Raw genomic sequence first — 17039 nt, forward strand, 5'->3', positions numbered from 1 at the left:
CACTATAGCCACGGTCCGAACGGGAGTGTCAACTCCCGGCGTGTCTCGGATCGATAACGACGACTCAGCGGCGCGGCCCGGTGGACGAGCGAACGACCAGCTCGGGCACGAGCACCGCCGGGTCCACCTCGCCCGAGCCCTGGCCGAGCAACAGATCCACGCAACGACGCCCCAGCTCGGCGAAGTCCTGACGCACGGTCGACAGCGGCGGCCAGAAGTGCGCGGCCTCGGGGATGTCGTCGAACCCGATGATGCTGATGTCGCGCGGGCAGTCCAGCCCCTCATCGCGGATGGCGTGCAGGAGCCCGAGCGCCATCTGATCGTTCGACGAGAAGATCGCGGTGAAGTCACGGACCCGGAGCAGCTCGCGCCCGGCGTAGTAGCCGAATTCGGCCGTCCAGTCGCCTAGCACCGGCGCCGTCGTCGGGATGTCGGAATCGCTCATCTCCTCGAGGAATCCGCGCATCCGCGCCTCTGCCTCGATCCAGTCCTGGGGGCCGGCGATGTGGTAGATCGACCGGTGGCCGAGCTCGATGAGGTGCCGTGTGGCCAGTCGGGCGCCGGCGATCTGGTCGACCGACAGGGCGTGGCCGGGATCCACCTCGGTGGACTGCAGCGTGACGTACGGGATGCCGATCGGCTGGGCGGCCAGGGCACGGAACACGCGCACCTGCGGCGCGATCACGACGAGTCCCTCGACCGCCTGGGCCACCAGGTGCGCGAGCCCGGCCTGGATCGAGCTCGGATCCCGGGCGTCGACGTTGGCGGTGGAGACCCAGTAGCCGCGTTCGCGCGCGGCCGCCTCGATCGCCGCGATCGAGGACGCGGGACCGTACTGGGTCGCCGACGACGTCAGCACTCCGATCGTGTGCGACCTGCTCGTGACGAGCGCGCGGGCCGCCCGATTGGGGCTGTAGTCCAGTTCCGCCATGACCGCGAGCACGCGATCCTTCGTCTCCGCGCGGATGCTCGGATGATTGTTGAGCACGCGCGAGACCGTCTGATGCGATACACCGGCCAGACGCGCGACATCGCGAATGCTCGGGCGACGGCCCGTAGCGTCTTCGCTCATGGTTCCTCCGGCCCGATGCGCACGTTCACATCGGCTCGTGCCCATTATGCACCGCGGGTTTCGAAAACACGTGGTCCGCTCTATGTGACAGTCACACGGAGCGCTCCGCGGCCATGTGACGACCGCGGTTCGCGTCACACCAGCGGCGAGAAGCCCTCCCGCCCCGACACCGCCGTATGCTGACCGCATGTCCGACCTGGCGCGCTTCCTGCCTTTGAGTCACCGGTCGGCGGATGACGCCGCGGCGGCCCCCTCCGACCGTCGTGGGCAGATCGCGACGGTGGTCGCCCTCGCAGCCTCCGCGCTCGACGGTGCTCCATTCGATCGCCGCCGCGCCTTCGTCGACGAAGCAGGCCTGTCGGGCGACGGCGACGGCGCTTCCCTCGCCGAACTCGCCGGCCGTATCGCGCGGGGGCGACGGCGCAGCGTCCGAGAACTCACGGCGGTCGCGCGTGCCTACCTCCGTTTGCCGAGCGACCGGCGTCCGCTCCCGTTCGATATCGCGGGCGCGGTCGCGCTCGCGGCCTCGACGAGCGCCCCGTTCGCACGACGGGCCGCCATCGCAGGCCACACCGTGCGCGCGACCGACGCCGGCTGGACCTTCGGTCGCGGACCCGAGATCTCGGCGAGCGCCGACGAGATCGTCGCGTTCCTCACCGGCGTCTCCGATTCGCCGCCCCGGCGTTCCCCCGTCAGCTGAGTCGCAGCAGGTCGCGGTAGAACTCGATCCCGCGAAGCCACACGTGCACACGGATCCGCTCGTCGTGCGCGTGAAGCGCTTCGCGCTCGGAGGCGGTCAGCCGGAACGGCGCGAATCGGTAGACGTTCTCGCAGATCGCGGTGAACCACCGACTGTCGCTCGCCCCGAGCTGCAGGTACGGCGTGGCGACGACGTCCTCGCCGAGAGCGGAACCGACCGCACTCGCGATCCGGCGCCATCCCTCGCCGCGCCAGGGTGACACGGGCGATGGGTCCGAGCCGTGGCGAACCTCGATCTCGATCCGGGGATCGGCGATCGCTCGCCGCGCGCGCTCGGTTGCCGCAGCAACCGAGTCGCCCGTGAGCAGGCGGATGTTGACGGCTGCGCGAGCAGCCGTGGCGAGCACGTTCTCGCCATCCGCCCCGTCGAGCTCCGTCACGACCGCGGTCGTGCGCACCAGTGCGTTGGTCTCGGCGCCGAAGCGAGGCAGCGCCCGCGCGAGCAGCGCTCCGGTGACGGAGAGGTTGGTGAAGATGGAGCGGAACGGCTCGCGGGCGAATGGTGCCAGGGTGCGGAACATCGCCCGCACCGGCGGCACGAGCCGCACGGGCGCCGGGTGTCGATGCAACCGGTCGATCGCCCGCGCCAGTCGCGCGGTGGCCGGCAGCGGGGGCGGAGTGGACGCGTGCCCTCCCGCCTCGCGCGCCGTGAGCCCGAGCGTCATCACCCCGCGCTCGGCGACGCCGATCATCGCGGTCTCGACGTCGACGCCGGGCACGGCACCCGAGACGACTGCCCCGCCCTCGTCGAGGACGAGCGCCGGCCGGACGCCACGGGAGCGCAGCACCTCCACGATCGCGGGAGCACCGAGACCGGCGACCTCCTCATCGTGCCCGAAGGCGAGATACACGTCGCGCGCCGGCCGCCATCCTTCCTCGACGAGAGCCTCGACGGCTTCGAGAATCGCCACCAGTGAGCCCTTATCGTCGATCGCACCGCGCGCATGGATCGTCCTCTCCTCGCCCTCGCCGGCCAGGACGGCGTCGAATGGCGGATGCATCCATTCGCCGGGAACGACCGGAACGACGTCGTAGTGCGCCATGAGTACGAGCGACGCGTCCGAGGCATGGCCCCGCCACCGGTAGAGCATCGCGTGCTCCCCCACCGTCTCGTACTCGAGCTCGTCGTGCAGGCGTGGGTAGAGCCGACGCACCGCTTCGCGGAAGCGCACGAGCTGAGCCCCATCGGACGAGGCCGGCTCCGCGTGCGAGACGGTGGGGATCCGCAACAGCTCGCGGAAGCGATCGACGGCAGCGGTGTCCACCCTGCGAGCCTACGCCGCGCGGGTCGGTCAGCCGCTGGCTAGGCTCGCGTTATGACGAATCAGACGACGTCCGGCAGCTCCGACACCGGCCTGCGATGGGGCATTCTGGCGACCGGCGGAATCGCCCACGCGTTCACCCGCGATCTGCGAACAGCGGGCCGGGAGGTCGTGGCCGTCGGCTCACGCACACAGGACTCGGCGACACGCTTCGCCGAGGAATACGGCATCCCCCACGCTCACGGCTCGTACGAGCAGCTCGCGGCCGACCCCGACGTCGACATCATCTACATCGCCACCCCGCATCCGGGTCATCGCGACGCCGCCGCGCTCGCGATCCAGCACGGCAAGCACGTGCTGGTGGAGAAGCCGTTCACCCTCAACCGTGACGAGGCCGTGGCGCTGCGCGATCTGGCAGCCGACGCGGGCGTCCTCGTCATGGAGGCGATGTGGACTCGCTACCTCCCGCACATGGTCCGCCTGCGCGAGATCGTCGCCGCCGGAACCCTGGGCGAGGTCCGGACGGTGTTCGCCGATCACACGCAGCGGATCTCCGACGATCCCACGCACCGTCTCAATGATCTCTCGCTGGGTGGCGGCGCGCTGCTCGACCTCGGCATCTACCCCGTGTCGTTCGTCTGCGACCTCCTCGGGCTCCCGACGCAGGTGAGGGCGCTCGCGCGGCTGATGGAGACAGGCGCCGACGCCGAGGTCGCGACGGTCATGACCCACCCCTCGGGTGCGGTCTCGACGACCGTGTCGTCTTCCCGCGGGGCCGGGCCGAACACCGCTCACATCGTCGGTACCGAAGCGCGGGTCGAGATCTCGGGCGTCTGGTACGCGGCCACCGACTTCCGCGTCGTATCGCACGACGGCACGATCCTCGAGGAGTACCGCTCGGAGATCGAGGGGCGCGGCATGCAGTTCCAGGCCCTCGAGGCGGAGGCCCTCGTCGCCGCCGGACGGACCGACGGCGACGTTCTGCCGATCGCAGAGACCGTCGCGATCATGGGCGTGCTCGACGATATCCGCGATCAGATCGGCGTGCGCTACCCGCAGGAAGGGTGATCCCGCTCAGGCGGCGAACGGCACCACGCCCACGAGCACCGCGACGGCGAGCATGACGAGCGACACGATCGACGCACGCCACAGCACCTTCTTGTGGTGGTCGCCCAGATTCACGTTCGCCAGCGACACGAGGAGCAGGATGGCGGGCACGAGCGGGCTCTGCAGGTGGACAGGCTGCCCCGTGATCGACGCACGCGCCATCTCGACCGGCTCGATGCCATAGGTCGCGGCGCTCTCGGCGAGGATCGGAAGGATGCCGAAGTAGAAGGCGTCGTTCGACATGAAGAACGTGAACGGGATCGACAGGACGCCCGTGATCACTGCGAGGTGCGGTCCGAGCTGCGACGGGATCACCTCGGTGACCCACGAGGCCATCGCGGCCACCATCCCCGTACCGTTCAACACGCCCACGAGCACGCCCGCCGCGAGCACCATCGAGACCACGCCGACGATGGAGGGCGCGTGGGCGACGATCTCGTCCGCCTGCTGCTTGAGCTTCGGGAAGTTGATGACGAGGGCGAGCGCCGCGCCCACCATGAACACGTACGCGAGCGGGAACAGGTCGAGGACGAGCAGGACCATGACCACGAGCGTGAGCGCGAGGTTGACCCACACCAGGCGCGGACGCAGCGTGGCCCGGTTCGGGTCGAGCATCGTGTCGGCCATAGCGGTGTCGCGCTCCTCGACCCACTGCGCCGCCGGAACGGGCTTCCGGCCGCGCACGGTCACGACGTTCCCGGTGCGCAGCGTTGCCAGCGCGCCCGGTCGCGGGTCGGCACCGCGGAAGAGCTTGGGCCCACCGAGCACGCCGTCTCCCCCGCCGAGACGGGACGTGTCGATGCTGCCCGCGAGCCGTCGACGCTCCGAGAGTCCCAGGAACCAGGCGAAGGTCAGCGAGACGACGATGCCTGCCGCGAGCGAGGGCAGCATCGGCACGAACACGTCGGTCGGCTGCAGACCGAGCGCCGACGCCGCACGCACGGTCGGCCCGCCCCACGGGACGATGTTCATCGTGCCGTTCATCAGGCCCGCGACGCAAGTGAGCACGACGGGACTCATGCCCAGGCGGAGGTATATGGGCAGCATCGCCGAGGTCGTGATGATGAACGTGGTCGAGCCGTCGCCGTCCAGCGAGACGACCGCCGCGAGCACAGCGGTCCCGAGCACGACCTTGGCGGGATCGTCCTTGAGCACGCGGGTGATCACCCGGATGAGGGGGTCGAAGAGCCCCACGTCGATCATGATGCCGAAGTACATGATCGCGAACATCAGCAGAGCCGCGGTCGGCGCCATGCTCGTGATGGCGTCGATGATCATGTCGCCGAGCCCCAGGCCGGCGCCGGCGAAGAGGCCGAATGCCGTCGGCACGATGATGAGCGCGACCATCGGGGTGAGCCGGCGCGTCATGATGAGCGCCATGAAGGTCAGCACCATCGTGAACCCGAGCGCGACGAGAACGCCCTCGGGCGGGATGAAGGCGAGGTCGTACCCCTCTTCGGCCGCGGCGGCGGCCACGAGGTTCACAGGATTTGTCATGTCGACTCCTTCGTCGGCGGGCGCACGGACCCACGGTGCGATCGGTCGAATCTAGGTCGCTTCGCCGTCGACCCGCGCGCTTGGGCTCATTCCGGCGACTTGAGCGCGTAGCGTGTGTTCTGCGCATTCTGCGCGCGAGCAAGGGGAGGTCGGATGCGCTTCACGACGCGGCTCTTCCTCGTGCAGCTCGGCGTCGTCGCGACCGTGCTGCTCGTGTGCACGGCGGCGTTCGCGGTGATCGCGGTGACGCAGGTGCGAAACGCCGCGGAAGAGAGCGCCCTCAACATCGCGCGCTCGGTCGCAGCGACCCCGGAGGTGCGCACCGCCGTCGCCCGGTGGTCCGACGACCCCGGTACCCCGGATGCTGCCGACCTCGTCGGCGGATCGTTGCAGAGCACGGCTCTCGCGATCGCCGAGCGCACGGACGCGCTCTTCGTCGTGATCACCGACGACCACGGCATCCGGCTCGCCCACCCCGATCCGCGTCGTCTCGGCGAGACCGTGTCGACCCCGTTCGACCGCGTTCTCGGCGGCGAGGAGGTCGTCGACTGGGAGGTCGGAACCCTCGGGCGCTCCGCACGCGCCAAGGTGCCCGTCCTCCCGCCCGACGGCGGCGAGCCGGTGGGTGAGGTGAGTGTGGGTTTCGAAGAGGGCAGCGTGCTCGACGACCTGCCGTCCGTGCTTCTCGCGATCGGGATCGCCGCGCTTCTTGCACTCGGCATCGGCATCGCCGCGGGCTCGGTTCTGCGACGCCGCTGGGAGAAGACGACGCTCGGTCTGCAGCCCGAGGAGCTGACCGCGCTGGTGCAGCAGCAGAGCGCGGTCCTCGACGGCATCGGAGACGGCGTGCTCGCCCTCGACGAGAACGGTGTCGTGCGGGTCGCGTCCACGACTGCCGAACAGCTGCTCGGTCTCGAGCGCTCCGTGGGGCAGCCGCTCTCCGCTCTGCCCCTGCCCGCGGCTGTCGTCTCCGCGATCATGGAAGGGCTTCCGCTGCACCGTGTCGTCGTAGGCCCCCGCGTGCTGGCCGTTGACGTGCATCCGGTGCGGCGCGGTGGCCGCGAGCTCGGGGACGTGGTGATCGTTCGGGATCACACGGATGTCGCCGAGCTCGGCGAACAGCTCTCGTCGGTTCAGACCGTGACCGGGGCGCTGCGGGTGCAGCGGCACGAGTTCTCGAACCGCCTGCATGTCGCCGCAGGCCTGATCGACGCCGAGCGGGTCGGCGACGCCCGAGCGTTCCTCGACGAACTCCTCGAGCGCGGCAGCGTTCCGATCGCCGTCGCCGGCATCGAGCGGGTGGACGACCTGTTCCTCCAGGCGCTCCTCGCGGCGAAAGCGACCGAAGCAGCCGCGAGCGGAGTGGGCATCGCCGTCGGCGAAGACACCCTCGTCCTCGGAGAGCTCTCGCGTGTCGAGGATGCCGCGGCCGTCATCGGGAATCTCATCGACAACGCCGTCGCCGCCGCGGCGCGCGAAGCCGAACCCCGCTGGGTAGAGGTCACCTTCTTCGGCGACGGCGACGCGCTCGTGACGACCGTCGCCGACTCGGGGTCCGGTGTGGCGGACGGCCGCGATGTCTTCGCGCCGTCTGCGGAGCCGGGCGACGACCGCGTGCGCGGGCGCGGGATCGGCCTGCCGCTCTCGCGCGAGCTGGCGCGCCGTCTCGGCGGCGACGTGTGGCTGATCGATCCGGGCGGCCGCGGCTCCGCGGCATCCGGAGCGGTTTTCGCCGCCCGGCTACCGGGCGTGCTGCGCACCGCGGCGCCCGACACGACCGCGACTACCGAGCCGACCGCACCCCGCCCCGAGGAGGACGACTCATGACCACGACAGCCCCGCTCCGGGTCCTCGTCGTCGACGACGACTTCCGCGTCGCGGATCTCCACCGCGACGCCGTCGACGCGGTTCCCGGGTTCCGCGCGCTCGAGCCGGCCCGGTCGATCGGCACAGCTCGCTCCGCGATCGCCGAGCACCGCCCCGACCTCGTTCTCATCGACAACTACCTGCCCGACGGCGAGGGCGTCGAGCTCGTGCGCTCGATCGACACCGATGCCATCGTGCTGTCGGCGGCCTCCGATGCCGAGACGGTGCGCCGCGCCCTGCGTGCGGGGGCCATCGGCTACCTGATCAAGCCGTTCGATTCCCGCGCTCTCCGCGAGCGCCTGGAGCGGTACGCCCGCTACCGGAACGTCCTCGACACCGCCGACGTGGAGCAGGACGACATCGATCGCGCCCTGTCGATCGTCCACGGCGGTCCCGCCACCACGACGCGCTCGGCGACCGAGCAGATGATCCTCACGACCCTCGGGGCGCGGGAGGCATCGGCGGGCGAGATCGCGACCGAATGCGGTATCTCACGGGCGACGGCTCAGCGCCACCTCGCGGCGATGGCCGCGCGCGGGGTCGTCGACGTGCGGTTGCGTTACGGATCGACGGGCCGCCCGGAGCACCGTTACGCAGCGTCGCGCGGTTGACGCGTCGACCACCAGGCCCACGTGACGAGAACGGGCTGGAAGAAGAGCCGGACGAATCGACGCCGATCGGTGTCGAGCCCGAAGGCGCTGCGTCCCTTTCGCCACTGATCGATGTTGCCGGGGAAGACGGCGATGAAGAACGCGGCGAGCAGCGCACCGATGCGCGAGCGCTCGCGCGGCAAGGCGAGCAGCGCCACCCCGAACAGTGCCTCCACCGCTCCGGAGGCGACGACGACGCCATCACGATCGATCGGGAGCTTCTCGACGACCGCGTCAGGCACCTGGGCCTGGAAGTCACGGCGCGCCCAGAACAGGTGGCTCAGGCCGGCGAAGATCATGGCGCCGGCGAGCAGCCAGCGGAGCGCGGTTCTCATGCGTTCAGTCTGCGCGCTCCACGGCCGCCCGGCGAACCCTTGCTTTCTCCGCACTAGGCTTACCCGGGTGTCCGGCGCGCTCGATCTTTCCCTTCTCCGCCGCTGGCCCGACGTCGAAGCGCCCGGTCTCGTCGCCGCCGATGCCGCCGATCTCCTGATCCTGGATGAATCGGAATCTGCCCGCGCCGAAACGGGCCCCGACGAGGTCACCGTCATCGGAGACAGCTACGGCGCGCTCACCCTGGGCGCTGCGGCCGCCGGAGCCGAGGGCATCCGAGTCCACCAGGACCCCCTCAGCGGCGAGGCCGCTCTCGCCGCGAACGCGAAGCGTCTCGTCCCCCAGGCGACATTCACCTCTCTCCCGCTCGATGCCGCGCTCGTCGCGGGCGCGCGAGTCGTGCTGCTTCGGCTGCCACGCTCGCTCGATGCTCTCGCCGACATCGCCGCCACCATCGCGGCGGCGGCCTCCCCCGACGTCGTCGTCTACGCCGGAGGGCGAATCAAGCACATGACGGTCGCGATGAACGACGTTCTCCGCGGCTCCTTCGAGCGCCTCGACGTCACGCATGCGCGTGGGAAGTCGCGGGTGCTCGTCGCCCGCGGTCCACTCCCGCAGACGACGCTTCCCGAGGCGCGATCTGGACGCAGCGACGGGATCGAGATCCGCGCGTACGGCGGCGCGTTCGCGGGTCCGCGCCTCGACATCGGGACACGACTCCTCCTCGCGAACCTGCCCGAGACCGCACCGGGCGGAACGGCAGACGACCCGTGGATCGACTTCGCCTGCGGCACGGGAGTCGTCGCGGCCGCGTGGGCCACCCGTCACCCCGACGTCCGCGTGTATGCCTCGGATCAATCGGCCGCAGCCGTGGCGTCCACGGCGGCCACGATGCGGGCCAACGGTGTGTCCGAGCGCGTCGAGGTGGTACGCGATGACCTGCTCGCCCGGCGCCCGGATGCGAGCGCGTCGCTGATCGCGCTGAACCCGCCGTTCCATTCCGGTGCCGCGGTGAGCGACCGCATCGCCCCGCGCTTGTTCCGCGATGCGGCGCGTGTGCTGCGGCCGCGCGGCGAACTGTGGTGCGTCTGGAACTCCGCGCTGCAGTACCGAGCGGAGCTCGAGCGCGTTGTCGGCCCCACCCGGCAGGTGGCCCGAGACCCGAAGTTCACGGTCACGGTGTCCACGCGCCGCTGACCGTCTCAGTGGTAGCGGCCGCTGTAGGCGTTGATCGCCTGCTGCCCGCCGAGGTGCGCATAGAGCACGTTCGAGTCAGCGGGGATGTCGCGGGAAGAGACCAGGTCGATCAGAGCCGCCATGGACTTTCCCTCGTAGACCGGGTCGAGGATGACTCCTTCCAGGCGCCCCGTGAGGTAGATCGCCTCATCCGTCGAGTCCACGGGTATGCCGTAGCGCTCCCCCGCCCAGCCCTCGAGAACCTGGATCTCATCCTCGCGCAGCTCACGGCCGACACCGATCAGCTCCGCCGTGCGACGCGCGATCCGGCGCACCTGGTCACGGGTCTTGTCGATCGTGGCCGAGGCGTCGATGCCGAGGACCCGCCGGGGACGGTCACCGAAGTTCTCCGCGAGGTCGGCGAACCCGGCCACCATCCCGGCGTGGGTCGACCCCGTCACGGTGCAGACGACGATCGTGTCGAAGAACACACCGAGCTGCTCTTCCTGCTGGCGCACCTCGTGCGCCCAATTGGCGAACCCGAGTCCGCCGAGGCGGTGATCACTCGCGCCCGCCGGGATCGCATAGGGCTTGCCGCCGGAGGCCTCCACATCGGCGATCGCTTCCTTCCACGAGTCTCGGAATCCGATGTCGAAGCCCGCGGGCGACAGGCGGACATCCGCTCCCATGAGCCGCGAGAGCAGGATGTTGCCGACCCGGTCGTTGACAGCGTCCGGCCAGTCGACCCAGTTCTCCTGAACGACGACGGCCTTCAGCCCCAGGTGCGCCGCGACCGCCGCCACCTGGCGAGTGTGGTTCGACTGGATCCCGCCGATGGAGACGAGCGTGTCGGCGCCCTGAGCGAGAGCATCCGGAATGATGTATTCGAGCTTGCGAGTCTTGTTGCCGCCGTATGCGAGGCCGCTCGACACGTCTTCTCGCTTCGCCCAGACACGGGCACCCCCGAGATGGGCTGAGAGGCGATCCAGCGGGTGCACGGGGCTGGGTCCGAAGGTGAGCGGGTGACGAGGGAAGTCGGCGAGGGACATCGGTTCTCCTGGGGTCGGGTGGAGCTCAGGCGGGATCGGGATGGGTCAACAGGCGTTCGAGCGTCAGCCAGTTCTCACGCGTCGCTGCAGCGGCCGCCTCGCCCTCGCCGGTGGCGCAGAGCTCGATGATGCGGGCATGGGCCGCCACCGAGTCGCGGCCGGCGAGGCTCGAGAACCGAGCACGCTCCAGGCGTCGCAGAAGGGGTGTCACCTGCTCGAGCAGAGTGCCGAGAAGAGGGTTGGCACTCGCCGAAACCGCGACGCGATGGAAGTCGTCGTCGGCCGCGAGCGCTGCGTCGATGTCATCCGCGCGCAGTGCGTCCGCGAACCGGTCGTTCGCAGCACGCATCGCATCGAGGTCCGACACCGTGAGCTGGCGCACTCCCTCGCGCACCGCCAACTCATGCAGTGATGCCGCAATACGCTGCGCCGAGAGAGCCTCGCGCTCATCGAGCGGCGCCACCTCCGTGGCCTTCGCCCGCCGCGTCCGGACGAGCCCCGCGGCCTCCAGACGGGCGATCGCCTCGCGAATCGGCGTACGGCTGACCCCGAGCCACTCCTCGAGCTCGCTATCGCGGAGACGAGCGCCCGGCTCGAGCCTGCCACTCACGATCGCGTCGCGAAGCGCCGTGTACGCGTGGTCGCGCAGAGAGGCTGGGCGAGAGACGGGAACGAGCGGCATGCAATATATTGCACACTACCTGGCTCAGTACGTCAAGCGAACGGCCCCGGGGGCACGAAAAAGGGCCACCCAGCATTGGGTGGCCCTCTTACGAAAGAAGTCCGGCGGTGTCCTACTCTCCCACAGGGTCCCCCCTGCAGTACCATCGGCGCTGTGAGGCTTAGCTTCCGGGTTCGGAATGTAACCGGGCGTTTCCCTCACGCTATGGCCGCCGAAACACTATTGATGTTTCAGTCTGCACAACGATCAATTCGTTATGCGGTTCTCGACCGTACATCGAGAACCACTCAGTGGACGCAAGCACCAAAAACGGTGTGTTATCAAGTCATCGGCTTATTAGTACCGGTCAGCTTCACGTGTTACCACGCTTCCACATCCGGCCTATCAACCCAGTAGTCTGGCTGGGAGCCTCTCGCCCGAAGGCATGGAAATCTCATCTTGAGGCCGGCTTCCCGCTTAGATGCTTTCAGCGGTTATCCATCCCGAACGTAGCTAACCAGCGGTGCTCCTGGCGGAACAACTGGCACACCAGAGGTTCGTCCAACCCGGTCCTCTCGTACTAGGGTCAGATCCTCTCAAATTTCCTACGCGCGCAGCGGATAGGGACCGAACTGTCTCACGACGTTCTAAACCCAGCTCGCGTACCGCTTTAATGGGCGAACAGCCCAACCCTTGGGACCTACTCCAGCCCCAGGATGCGACGAGCCGACATCGAGGTGCCAAACCATGCCGTCGATATGGACTCTTGGGCAAGATCAGCCTGTTATCCCCGAGGTACCTTTTATCCGTTGAGCGACAGCGCTTCCACAAGCCACTGCCGGATCACTAGTCCCGACTTTCGTCCCTGCTCGACCTGTCAGTCTCACAGTCAAGCTCCCTTGTGCACTTACACTCGCCACCTGATTGCCAACCAGGTTGAGGGAACCTTTGGGCGCCTCCGTTACTTTTTGGGAGGCAACCGCCCCAGTTAAACTACCCACCAGGCACTGTCCCTGAACCGGATTACGGTTCGAAGTTAGATATCCAGAGTGACCAGAGTGGTATTTCAACAATGACTCCACGGTAACTGGCGTCACCGCTTCAAAGTCTCCCACCTATCCTACACAAGCCACACCGAACACCAATACCAAGCTGTAGTAAAGGTCACGGGGTCTTTCCGTCCTGCTGCGCGTAACGAGCATCTTTACTCGTAGTGCAATTTCGCCGAGTTCGCGGTTGAGACAGTTGGGAAGTCGTTACGCCATTCGTGCAGGTCGGAACTTACCCGACAAGGAATTTCGCTACCTTAGGATGGTTATAGTTACCACCGCCGTTTACTGGGGCTTAAATTCTCAGCTTCGCCTTGCGGCTAACCGGTCCTCTTAACCTTCCAGCACCGGGCAGGCGTCAGTCCGTATACATCGTCTTGCGACTTGGCACGGACCTGTGTTTTTAGTAAACAGTCGCTACCCACTAGTCTCTGCGGCCTCCACACCCTTTCGGAGTAAATCCTAATAAGTGGAAGGCCCCCCTTCTCCCGAAGTTACGGGGGCATTTTGCCGAGTTCCTTAACCACGATTCTCTCGATCTCCTTGGTATTCTCTACCTGACCACCTGAGTCGGTTTGGGGTACGGGCAGCTAGAACCTCGCGTCGATGCTTTTCTCGGCAGCATAGGATCACCCACTTTTTATCCGCATCGTGTCTCAGCCTTGATGAGTCACGGATTTGCCTATGACTCGGCCTACGCACTTGCCCCGGGACAACCATCGCCCGGGTTGGGCTACCTTCCTGCGTCACACCTGTTAATACGCTAGCCGCACCAGCATGGGGTCGAGCGTTAGACCGGACCGTCTCACCCCGAAGGGATCAACTAAGCCCGGGTTAGGACTCTTAGCACCACTGGATTAGCTTGGGCGGTTCTTCGCCGGTACGGGAATATCAACCCGTTGTCCATCGACTACGCCTGTCGGCCTCGCCTTAGGTCCCGACTTACCCAGGGAAGATTAGCTTGACCCTGGAACCCTTGGTCTTTCGGAGGACGTGTTTCTCACACGTCTTTCGCTACTCATGCCTGCATTCTCACTCGTGTGCCGTCCACGGCTGGGTCACCCCGCCGCTTCACCCGGCACACGACGCTCTCCTACCCATCAACACGGCTGGACCACGAAGGCCTACCAATAATGTCAATGCCACAACTTCGGTGGCGTGCTTGAGCCCCGTTACATTGTCGGCGCGGAATCACTTGACCAGTGAGCTATTACGCACTCTTTCAAGGGTGGCTGCTTCTAAGCCAACCTCCTGGTTGTCAGAGCAACTCCACATCCTTTCCCACTTAGCACGCGCTTTGGGACCTTAGTTGGTGGTCTGGGTTGTTTCCCTCTCGACTATGAAGCTTATCCCCCACAGTCTCACTGCTGCGCTCTCACTTACCGGCATTCGGAGTTTGGCTGACGTCAGTAACCTTGTAGGGCCCATCGGCCATCCAGTAGCTCTACCTCCGGCAAGAAACACGCAACGCTGCACCTAAATGCATTTCGGAGAGAACCAGCTATCACGAAGTTTGATTGGCCTTTCACCCCTATCCACAGCTCATCCCCTCAGTTTTCAACCTAAGTGGGTTCGGTCCTCCACGACGTCTTACCGTCGCTTCAACCTGGCCATGGATAGATCACTTCGCTTCGGGTCTAGGACACGCGACTGAATCGCCCTATTCAGACTCGCTTTCGCTACGGCTACCCCACACGGGTTAACCTCGCCACGTATCGCTAACTCGCAGGCTCATTCTTCAAAAGGCACGCTGTCACCCCTACTAAGGAGGCTCCAACGGTTTGTAAGCAAACGGTTTCAGGTACTATTTCACTCCCCTCCCGGGGTACTTTTCACCTTTCCCTCACGGTACTTGTCCGCTATCGGTCATCTGGGAGTATTTAGGCTTATCAGGTGGTCCTGACAGATTCACACGGGATTTCTCGGGCCCCGTGCTACTTGGGATACTCTTCACGCCAAGAGAAGCATTTCGACTACGGGGTTCGCACCCTCTATGACCAGGCATTCAAACCTGTTCGTCTATACCTTCTTGTAACGTCGACCACTCGGCAGAATGATCAGAAAAGTCCCACAACCCCCAACGTGCAACGCCTGCCGGCTATCACACACGCAAGGTTTAGCCTGATCCGGTTTCGCTCGCCACTACTAACGGAATCGCTGTTGCTTTCTCTTCCTGTGGGTACTGAGATGTTTCACTTCCCCACGTTCCCTCTACCCGCCCTATATATTCAGGCGGGAGTCACTAGGTCGGCACGCCGCCCAGCGGGGTTTCCCCATTCGGACACCCTCGGATCACAGTGTGCTTATCCACTCCCCGAGGCTTATCGCAGATTGCTACGTCCTTCTTCGGCTCCAGATGCCAAGGCATCCACCGTTTGCTCTTAAAGACTTGAAATCACATGAGTTGAATCGTCAAAAAATTGACTAATGATCTTTAAGATCATCTTCACGACACAACACCCGAAGGTGTCGCATCGAAGATGCTCGCGTCCACTGTGTAGTTCTCAAAGTACGGGCGGTACCCTCCCCACATGCCACCCAAGCAGCATGAAGAAAAGGCCCAGAGGTTGCGGACTCTCATCCGGTCCCTCAGGACCCAACAGCGTGCAGGTGCGACCTCCGAAACCCTCCCCGTTCCCACCGCAAGCGGCGTACTAGAGAAGAACCTCATCCTTCGCACCATGTCAAATGTTCCACCCATGAGCTCCCAGCGAAGAACATGTGCCTTCGAACTGGGTTCTGGACTCCGAAGAGTCAGATGCTCCTTAGAAAGGAGGTGATCCAGCCGCACCTTCCGGTACGGCTACCTTGTTACGACTTAGTCCTAATTACCGATCCCACCTTCGACGGCTCCCTCCACAAGGGTTGGGCCACCGGCTTCAGGTGTTACCGACTTTCATGACTTGACGGGCGGTGTGTACAAGACCCGGGAACGTATTCACCGCAGCGTTGCTGATCTGCGATTACTAGCGACTCCGACTTCATGAGGTCGAGTTGCAGACCTCAATCCGAACTGGGACCGGCTTTTTGGGATTCGCTCCACCTCACGGTATTGCAGCCCTTTGTACCGGCCATTGTAGCATGCGTGAAGCCCAAGACATAAGGGGCATGATGATTTGACGTCATCCCCACCTTCCTCCGAGTTGACCCCGGCAGTATCCCATGAGTTCCCACCATTACGTGCTGGCAACATAGAACGAGGGTTGCGCTCGTTGCGGGACTTAACCCAACATCTCACGACACGAGCTGACGACAACCATGCACCACCTGTATAGAGACCTTGCGGGGCGACTGTTTCCAGACGTTTCCTCTATATGTCAAGCCTTGGTAAGGTTCTTCGCGTTGCATCGAATTAATCCGCATGCTCCGCCGCTTGTGCGGGTCCCCGTCAATTCCTTTGAGTTTTAGCCTTGCGGCCGTACTCCCCAGGCGGGGAACTTAATGCGTTAGCTGCGTCACGGAATCCGTGGAATGGACCCCACAACTAGTTCCCAACGTTTACGGGGTGGACTACCAGGGTATCTAAGCCTGTTTGCTCCCCACCCTTTCGCTCCTCAGCGTCAGTTACGGCCCAGAGATCTGCCTTCGCCATCGGTGTTCCTCCTGATATCTGCGCATTCCACCGCTACACCAGGAATTCCAATCTCCCCTACCGCACTCTAGTCTGCCCGTACCCACTGCAGGCCCGAGGTTGAGCCTCGGGTTTTCACAGCAGACGCGACAGACCGCCTACGAGCTCTTTACGCCCAATAATTCCGGATAACGCTTGCGCCCTACGTATTACCGCGGCTGCTGGCACGTAGTTAGCCGGCGCTTTTTCTGCAGGTACCGTCACTTTCGCTTCTTCCCTGCTAAAAGAGGTTTACAACCCGAAGGCCGTCATCCCTCACGCGGCGTTGCTGCATCAGGCTTTCGCCCATTGTGCAATATTCCCCACTGCTGCCTCCCGTAGGAGTCTGGGCCGTGTCTCAGTCCCAGTGTGGCCGGTCACCCTCTCAGGCCGGCTACCCGTCGACGCCTTGGTGAGCCATTACCTCACCAACAAGCTGATAGGCCGCGAGCTCATCCCTGACCGAAATTCTTTCCAGCTACTGACCATGCGGTCGCAGCTCGTATCCGGTATTAGACGCCGTTTCCAGCGCTTATCCCAGAGTCAGGGGCAGATTGCTCACGTGTTACTCACCCGTTCGCCACTGATCCACAGAGCAAGCTCTGCTTCACCGTTCGACTTGCATGTGTTAAGCACGCCGCCAGCGTTCATCCTGAGCCAGGATCAAACTCTCCGTAAAGAAAATTTGCTGCGACCAGCCGGAAAAAGACTGGAGCAGCGAGTTTGATGCTGACCAAAGAGATAAATCATTGCTGACTATCCGTTGCCTCCCCCGAAGGGAAGGTCTTTGATCCAAAGGAATCTCACCCCACCGAAGTGGAGTCGAGGTTATTTGGCATTTGACAAGTGCACGCTGTTGAGTTCTCAAGGATCGGACGCTCCCCCAACTGACCTCACAGCCAGCCCAGAGGGCAACTTCACAACCATACCCCACCGACGACCTGTTCC

11 protein-coding genes and 3 rRNA genes are annotated in these 17039 nt (G+C 65.3%); 5 read left to right on the plus strand and 9 right to left on the minus strand.

The window, feature by feature from the left end:
- Window positions 1-64: 64 nt before the first annotated feature.
- Entirely contained in the window at window positions 65-1072 is a 1008-nt protein-coding gene (locus tag VC184_RS09080) for a LacI family DNA-binding transcriptional regulator (RefSeq protein WP_114588219.1), read from the minus strand.
- 187 nt (window positions 1073-1259) lie between these two features.
- Between VC184_RS09080 and VC184_RS09085 the strand changes: the two genes are divergently transcribed.
- Window positions 1260-1772, plus strand: coding sequence for a hypothetical protein (locus VC184_RS09085; RefSeq protein ID WP_274179576.1), 513 nt, complete (start codon window positions 1260-1262; stop codon window positions 1770-1772).
- Here VC184_RS09085 and VC184_RS09090 read toward each other — a convergent pair.
- The gene (locus VC184_RS09090) at window positions 1765-3096 is read right to left on the minus strand and encodes a M20/M25/M40 family metallo-hydrolase (RefSeq protein ID WP_282501062.1); all 1332 of its coding nucleotides are present in this window, start codon (window positions 3094-3096) and stop codon (window positions 1765-1767) included. The two genes, VC184_RS09085 and VC184_RS09090, sit on opposite strands and share 8 nt — an antisense overlap.
- A gap of 51 nt (window positions 3097-3147) precedes the next feature.
- On the opposite strand from VC184_RS09090, the gene VC184_RS09095 reads away from it, so the two are divergent.
- A complete protein-coding gene (locus VC184_RS09095) occupies window positions 3148-4161 on the plus strand; it encodes a Gfo/Idh/MocA family protein (RefSeq protein WP_112617948.1) in 1014 nt (337 codons plus the stop codon).
- A gap of 6 nt (window positions 4162-4167) precedes the next feature.
- Here VC184_RS09095 and VC184_RS09100 read toward each other — a convergent pair whose 3' ends face one another.
- The gene (locus tag VC184_RS09100; RefSeq protein ID WP_114588223.1) at window positions 4168-5697 is read right to left on the minus strand and encodes a CitMHS family transporter; all 1530 of its coding nucleotides are present in this window, start codon (window positions 5695-5697) and stop codon (window positions 4168-4170) included.
- Window positions 5698-5850: 153 nt separating this feature from the next.
- On the opposite strand from VC184_RS09100, the gene VC184_RS09105 reads away from it, so the two are divergent.
- The gene (locus tag VC184_RS09105) at window positions 5851-7524 is read left to right on the plus strand and encodes a sensor histidine kinase (RefSeq protein ID WP_323985849.1); all 1674 of its coding nucleotides are present in this window, start codon (window positions 5851-5853) and stop codon (window positions 7522-7524) included.
- Complete coding sequence (locus VC184_RS09110) at window positions 7521-8174, plus strand: response regulator (protein ID WP_269266033.1); 654 nt, start codon at window positions 7521-7523, stop codon at window positions 8172-8174. The genes VC184_RS09105 and VC184_RS09110 overlap by 4 nt, the downstream gene beginning before the upstream one ends.
- Here VC184_RS09110 and VC184_RS09115 read toward each other — a convergent pair.
- Window positions 8153-8548 carry a DoxX family protein gene (locus VC184_RS09115; RefSeq protein ID WP_274179570.1) on the minus strand — a complete coding sequence of 132 codons (396 nt, stop codon included), beginning with the start codon at window positions 8546-8548 and terminating at the stop codon, window positions 8153-8155. The two genes, VC184_RS09110 and VC184_RS09115, sit on opposite strands and share 22 nt — an antisense overlap.
- A 67-nt stretch (window positions 8549-8615) precedes the next feature.
- Here VC184_RS09115 and VC184_RS09120 point away from each other — a divergent pair, with 67 nt between their 5' ends.
- A complete protein-coding gene (locus tag VC184_RS09120; RefSeq protein ID WP_323985851.1) occupies window positions 8616-9743 on the plus strand; it encodes a class I SAM-dependent methyltransferase in 1128 nt (375 codons plus the stop codon).
- A gap of 5 nt (window positions 9744-9748) precedes the next feature.
- On the opposite strand, the gene VC184_RS09125 is transcribed toward VC184_RS09120, so the two are convergent.
- The 5 genes from VC184_RS09125 to VC184_RS09145 form a co-directional block, all read right to left on the minus strand.
- On the minus strand, window positions 9749-10771 hold the full coding sequence (locus VC184_RS09125; RefSeq protein WP_282501065.1) for a 1-aminocyclopropane-1-carboxylate deaminase: 1023 nt from the start codon (window positions 10769-10771) through the stop codon (window positions 9749-9751).
- 25 nt (window positions 10772-10796) lie between these two features.
- Window positions 10797-11453, minus strand: a complete 657-nt coding sequence (locus VC184_RS09130; protein ID WP_323985853.1) for a GntR family transcriptional regulator — start codon at window positions 11451-11453, stop codon at window positions 10797-10799.
- Between the two features lie 99 nt (window positions 11454-11552).
- A 5S ribosomal RNA gene (rrf, locus tag VC184_RS09135) occupies window positions 11553-11669 on the minus strand.
- Window positions 11670-11769: 100 nt separating this feature from the next.
- A 23S ribosomal RNA gene (locus VC184_RS09140) occupies window positions 11770-14876 on the minus strand.
- A 374-nt stretch (window positions 14877-15250) separates the two neighbouring features.
- Window positions 15251-16770, minus strand: a 16S ribosomal RNA gene (locus tag VC184_RS09145).
- Together the 16S, 23S and 5S rRNA genes form the textbook arrangement of a ribosomal RNA operon.
- Window positions 16771-17039 lie beyond the last annotated feature (269 nt).

The sequence above is a fragment of the Microbacterium plantarum genome (assembly GCF_035231185.1).
GTDB lineage: Bacteria > Actinomycetota > Actinomycetes > Actinomycetales > Microbacteriaceae > Microbacterium > Microbacterium plantarum.